Here is a 4,988-nt window from a genome sequence, read left to right as displayed (position 1 = left end):
GGCCAGCCAGCGCTCTCCTGATGGCGGCTTTCGCCCTGCGGCATCACCGACGGACGCAGCAACATACCGAGCAGCATCGAGGCGATGCCGAGCGTTAACAGGGCCAGAATGGCGCGATAGTCATAGAGGCTGACCAGTTTCCCGACCAGCGCAGAGCCAATCACGAAGGCAATCGATCCCCACAGGCGCACGCGGCCATAGTCCATGGTGATCTGCTTTTGCCAGGTGTTCGCCAGGGCATCCGTCAGCGGCACCAGCGGGGAGAAGAACAGATTAAAGCCAACCATCACCACCATCAGCCAGGCAAACTGGTGGCTGACCCAGAAGCAGGCCGCAAAGACCAGCGTCAGCAGGGCCAGAATTCGCACCGCTTTAATCAGTAAGGAGGGATCGCTGACGCGGGGCGCAATCAGCAGGCTACCCAGGAAACGCGCCACCAGCCCCGCGCCCAGCAGGATGCCGATGGTCTCAGGCGTCAGACCAATTCCCTTGAGCCAGACGCTCCAGAAAGGCAAAAAAATACCGTAACTAAAGAAATAGGTGAAATAGCTGAGCGCCAGCCAGCGCGTGGAATGCAAGACCATGAATCCCTCCCGAAATGGAGGCGATAGTCTGGCGTTAATCCCTGACTTTAGCAAGTCGTTAGCGCGCTATAAATTAACTAAAAATTAACATCATCACCAGCCGTACAGCGTATGGCGAGAGCGGTAAAACTGTATTACGTTTATAAGACATCGCCTGAAGAGGTCGTTTGCCATGAACAGCTTACGTTATTTCGATTTCGGATCCTCTCGTTCTCTCCTGCTTTTAATTGCCCGCATTGCTATCGTGGTCCTGTTTATTATTTTCGGTTATCCCAAGCTAACGGGGTTTAGCGGCACCGTTCAGTACATGACGTCGCTCGGCGCCCCCATGCCCATGCTGGCCGCGATTATTGCGGTGGTAATGGAAATCCCCGCCGCGATTCTGATCGTTCTGGGCTTTTTTACCCGCCCCCTCGCGGTGATCTTTGTCTTCTATACGCTGGGAACGGCGGTGATTGGACACCACTACTGGGAAATGACGGGCGATGCGGTCCTGCCAAATATGATTAACTTCTATAAAAATGTGAGTATCGCTGGCGCCTTTATTTTGCTGGCGATAACCGGGCCGGGGGCCATCTCCCTCGACCGACGTTAGCCCATAAAAAAAGGCCGCATGAGCGGCCTTTTTCAGTTCTGAAACGCAGAGAATTATGCGTACACCGGGAAGCGTGCGCAGATGTCCAGAACTTTACCTTTAACGCGCTCGATAACCGCGTCGTCATTGATGTTGTCCAGAACGTCACACATCCAGCCCGCCAGCTCTTTCACTTCCGCTTCTTTAAAGCCACGGCGAGTTACGGCCGGAGAACCGATACGGATACCGGAAGTCACGAACGGGCTCTTCGGATCGTTTGGCACGCTGTTTTTGTTCACGGTGATGTTGGCGCGGCCGAGGGCTGCGTCAGCTTCTTTACCGGTCAGGTTCTTGTCGACAAGATCCAGCAGGAACAGGTGGTTTTCAGTCCCGCCAGAGACCACTTTGTAACCACGGTTCAGGAACACTTCCACCATCGCTTTGGCGTTTTTAGCAACCTGCTGCTGATAAACCTTGAACTCTGGCTCCATCGCTTCTTTCAGCGCGACGGCTTTCGCGGCGATAACGTGCATCAGCGGGCCGCCCTGGGCGCTTGGGAACACGGCGGAGTTCAGCTTTTTGTACAGCTCTTCGTCACCGCCTTTCGCCAGGATCAGGCCACCGCGTGGACCCGCCAGGGTTTTGTGGGTGGTGGTGGTCACAACGTGCGCATGTGGAACCGGGTTCGGGTAAACGCCAGCGGCAATCAGACCGGCAACGTGCGCCATGTCGACGAACAGGTACGCGCCGATGCTGTCAGCGATTTCACGCATTTTTGCCCAGTCAACGATGCCGGAGTAAGCAGAGAAGCCACCGATGATCATCTTCGGCTTGTGCTCTTTGGCCTGCTTCGCCATGTCTTCGTAGTCAATTTTACCGGACTCATCAATACCGTAAGGGATGATGTTGTACAGTTTGCCAGAGAAGTTAACCGGAGAGCCGTGAGTCAGGTGGCCGCCCTGCGCCAGGTTCATACCCAGAACGGTATCGCCCGGCTGCAACAGCGCGGTGTAAACAGCGAAGTTAGCCTGAGAGCCAGAGTGCGGCTGGACGTTCGCGTAGTCAGCGCCAAAGAGTTCTTTCGCACGGTCAATCGCCAGTTGCTCAACGATATCAACGTATTCGCAACCGCCGTAGTAGCGCTTGCCCGGATAACCTTCAGCATATTTGTTGGTCAGCTGAGAACCCTGCGCCTGCATCACGCGCGGGCTGGTGTAGTTTTCGGAGGCGATCAGTTCGATGTGCTCTTCCTGACGTACTTTTTCCTGCTCCATAGCCTGCCACAGTTCGGCATCATAATCGGCAATGTTCATTTCACGCTTTAACATCCGCATCTCCTGACTCAGCTAACAAGTAAATTTTTGGCCTGAAAAGGCAGTCCTGTTGGACGACGGGCAACAGTATAACTGAATAGTTCTGCGATAACAGGTCTTGACAAACGATTTTACGCAAACGTTTACCTCCACGCCACGCAAGGGTTTGAGCAATAAAGCTCTCGCCATTTTCAACGGATTTCTTTTCAGCTTTGTGATGCATATTTTTCACGATGCAAAGAACCATTTACATTGCAGGGTTATTTTTATAAGATGCATTTAAAATACATCATTAAAGTAACATCAGAAGGAAGCTGCTATGCTCGACGCCCAAACCATCGCTACCGTGAAAGCCACAATCCCCCTGCTGGTTGAAACGGGTCCTAAACTGACCGCTCATTTCTACGATCGCATGTTCGCGCATAACCCGGAGCTCAAAGAGATTTTCAACATGAGCAACCAGCGTAACGGCGATCAGCGCGAAGCGCTGTTTAACGCTATTGCCGCCTATGCCAGCAACATCGAAAACCTGCCGGCTCTGCTGCCTGCGGTGGAAAAAATCGCCCAGAAGCACACCAGCTTCCAGATCAAACCTGAGCAGTACAACATCGTGGGCAGTCACCTGCTGGCAACCCTGGACGAAATGTTCAGCCCGGGCCAGGAAGTGCTGGATGCCTGGGGTAAGGCATACGGCGTGCTGGCAAACGTGTTCATCAACCGTGAAGCGCAGATCTACAGCGAAAACGCCAGCAAGAATGGCGGCTGGGAAGGCACGCGTGCTTTCCGCATCGTTGAGAAAACCCCGCGCAGCGCACTGATCACCAGCTTTGAGTTTGAGCCGGTGGACGGCCAGCCAGTTGCCGATTACCAGCCGGGGCAGTATCTGGGCGTCTGGCTGAAGCCTGAAGGCTTCCCGCACCAGGAGATTCGCCAGTACTCCCTGACCCGCAAGCCAGACGGCAAAGGCTATCGCATTGCGGTTAAACGTGAGGAAGGCGGTCAGGTATCCAGCTGGCTGCATAACGTCGCCAGCGTGGGTGATATCGTTCATCTGGCCGCGCCAGCGGGTGATTTCTTTATGGCGGTGGAATCGGGTACCCCGGTGACGCTGATTTCCGCAGGTGTTGGTCAAACGCCAATGCTGGCGATGCTGGATACGCTGGCAAAATCAAACCACAGCGCGCAGGTTAACTGGTTCCACGCGGCCGAAAACGGTGATGTGCACGCCTTTGCAGATGAAGTGAAAGCGCTCGGAGCGGGTCTGCCACACTTTACCGCGCATACCTGGTATCGTTTACCTACTGAAGCTGACCGCGCAGCGGCACGTTTTGACAGTGAAGGCCTGATGAATTTAGGGCAGCACGAAGGGGCGTTTAGCGCACCGGGGATGCAGTTCTACGTGTGTGGGCCGGTAGCGTTTATGCAGTATGCCGCGAAGCAGCTGGTAGACCTGGGCGTGAACAAAGACAACATTCATTACGAATGTTTCGGCCCGCATAAAGTGCTGTAATCGCCCGGCGGCGCTGCGCTTGCACGGACCTGCGAAGGGTTCTGTAGGCCGGGTAAGCGCAGCGCCACCCGGCAAGAATGTTAAATCGCCGCGTCGTCTTCTTCGCCGGTACGGATACGGATCACGCGCGCCACGTCAAAGACGAAGATTTTCCCGTCGCCAATTTTACCGGTCTGCGCCGTGCGGATGATGGTATCCACACAGGTATCGACGATATCATCGCTCACCACGATCTCGATTTTCACTTTCGGCAGAAAGTCCACCATGTACTCTGCGCCACGGTATAGCTCGGTGTGGCCCTTCTGACGACCAAAACCTTTCACTTCAGTTACGGTCATCCCGGTGATGCCTACTTCTGCCAGCGCTTCACGTACATCATCCAGTTTGAAAGGTTTAATAATCGCATCAATTTTTTTCATGGTGGGTCCTTAAACTCTTGCCAGTAAGCAGCCTCGTAATCGGTTGCTCACAGTATCATATTCAGGCGAATTTTGCGGTATTACTCTTTAAAATCGTTCGCTTCCAGCTCGTGGCGTGAGAGCAATTTATAGAACTCGGTACGGTTACGCCCGGCCATGCGCGCCGCGTGGGTCACGTTGCCTTTGGTGATTTGCAGCAGCTTGCGCAGATAGTTCAGCTCGAACTGATTTCGCGCTTCCGCAAACGTCGGTAAGGCCGTGTTTTCCCCCTCGAGCGCCTGCTCCACCAGCGCATCGCTGATCACCGGCGATGACGTCAGCGCCACGCACTGCTCAATCACGTTCACCAGCTGGCGTACGTTACCCGGCCAGCTTGCGGTCATCAGGCGTTTCATCGCATCGGTGGAGAACGCGCGCACAAACGGTTTGTGGCGGTCAGCGGCCTGGCGCAAAAGGTGATTTGCCAGCAGCGGGATATCTTCCGCACGCTCGGCCAGCGCCGGGATTTTCAGGTTGACGACATTCAGTCGATAGTAGAGATCTTCGCGGAACTCGTTGCGCGCCATCACCTTGGGTAAATCACGGTGG

The 4,988-nt window shown here is 54.7% G+C and carries 5 protein-coding genes and 1 pseudogene; 2 read left to right on the top strand and 4 right to left on the bottom strand.

The window, feature by feature from the left end; all coding sequences use genetic code 11:
- Positions 1 to 584: 3-phenylpropionate MFS transporter (locus HP459_RS21310; RefSeq protein ID WP_171936797.1), on the bottom strand; the 584-nt coding region annotated here is incomplete at its 3' end.
- 172 nt (positions 585 to 756) lie between these two features.
- Here HP459_RS21310 and HP459_RS21305 point away from each other — a divergent pair.
- Positions 757 to 1,179, top strand: a complete 423-nt coding sequence (locus HP459_RS21305) for a DoxX family protein (RefSeq protein ID WP_022649025.1) — start codon at positions 757 to 759, stop codon at positions 1,177 to 1,179.
- A gap of 53 nt (positions 1,180 to 1,232) precedes the next feature.
- On the opposite strand, the gene glyA is transcribed toward HP459_RS21305, so the two are convergent.
- Positions 1,233 to 2,486: a serine hydroxymethyltransferase gene (gene glyA / locus HP459_RS21300; protein WP_003860678.1), complete on the bottom strand. Its 1,254-nt coding sequence runs from the start codon at positions 2,484 to 2,486 to the stop codon at positions 1,233 to 1,235.
- A 304-nt stretch (positions 2,487 to 2,790) separates the two neighbouring features.
- Between glyA and hmpA the strand changes: the two genes are divergently transcribed.
- Positions 2,791 to 3,981, top strand: coding sequence for an NO-inducible flavohemoprotein (hmpA, locus tag HP459_RS21295; protein WP_032623756.1), 1,191 nt, complete (start codon positions 2,791 to 2,793; stop codon positions 3,979 to 3,981).
- A gap of 80 nt (positions 3,982 to 4,061) precedes the next feature.
- On the opposite strand, the gene glnB is transcribed toward hmpA, so the two are convergent.
- Positions 4,062 to 4,400 carry a nitrogen regulatory protein P-II gene (gene glnB / locus HP459_RS21290; RefSeq protein ID WP_003860685.1) on the bottom strand — a complete coding sequence of 113 codons (339 nt, stop codon included), beginning with the start codon at positions 4,398 to 4,400 and terminating at the stop codon, positions 4,062 to 4,064.
- 80 nt (positions 4,401 to 4,480) lie between these two features.
- Positions 4,481 to 4,988 (bottom strand): annotated as a pseudogene (gene qseF / locus HP459_RS21285) (two-component system response regulator QseF/GlrR); the annotation flags it as partial.

Source organism: Enterobacter sp. CM29 (genome assembly GCF_013179605.1).
GTDB lineage: Bacteria > Pseudomonadota > Gammaproteobacteria > Enterobacterales > Enterobacteriaceae > Enterobacter > Enterobacter intestinihominis.
The sequence above is the reverse complement of the archived record's forward strand: the minus strand, read 5'-3'. Positions and strand labels throughout refer to the sequence as shown.

What these genes read in the sequence shown, in the direction of transcription:
- glyA (WP_003860678.1), bottom strand. Translation starts at nt 2,486, where the DNA reads ATGTTAAAGCGTGAAATGAACATTGCCGATTATGATGCCGAACTGTGG.
- hmpA (WP_032623756.1), top strand. Translation starts at nt 2,791, where the DNA reads ATGCTCGACGCCCAAACCATCGCTACCGTGAAAGCCACAATCCCCCTG.
- glnB (WP_003860685.1), bottom strand. Translation starts at nt 4,400, where the DNA reads ATGAAAAAAATTGATGCGATTATTAAACCTTTCAAACTGGATGATGTA.
- HP459_RS21305 (WP_022649025.1), top strand. Translation starts at nt 757, where the DNA reads ATGAACAGCTTACGTTATTTCGATTTCGGATCCTCTCGTTCTCTCCTG.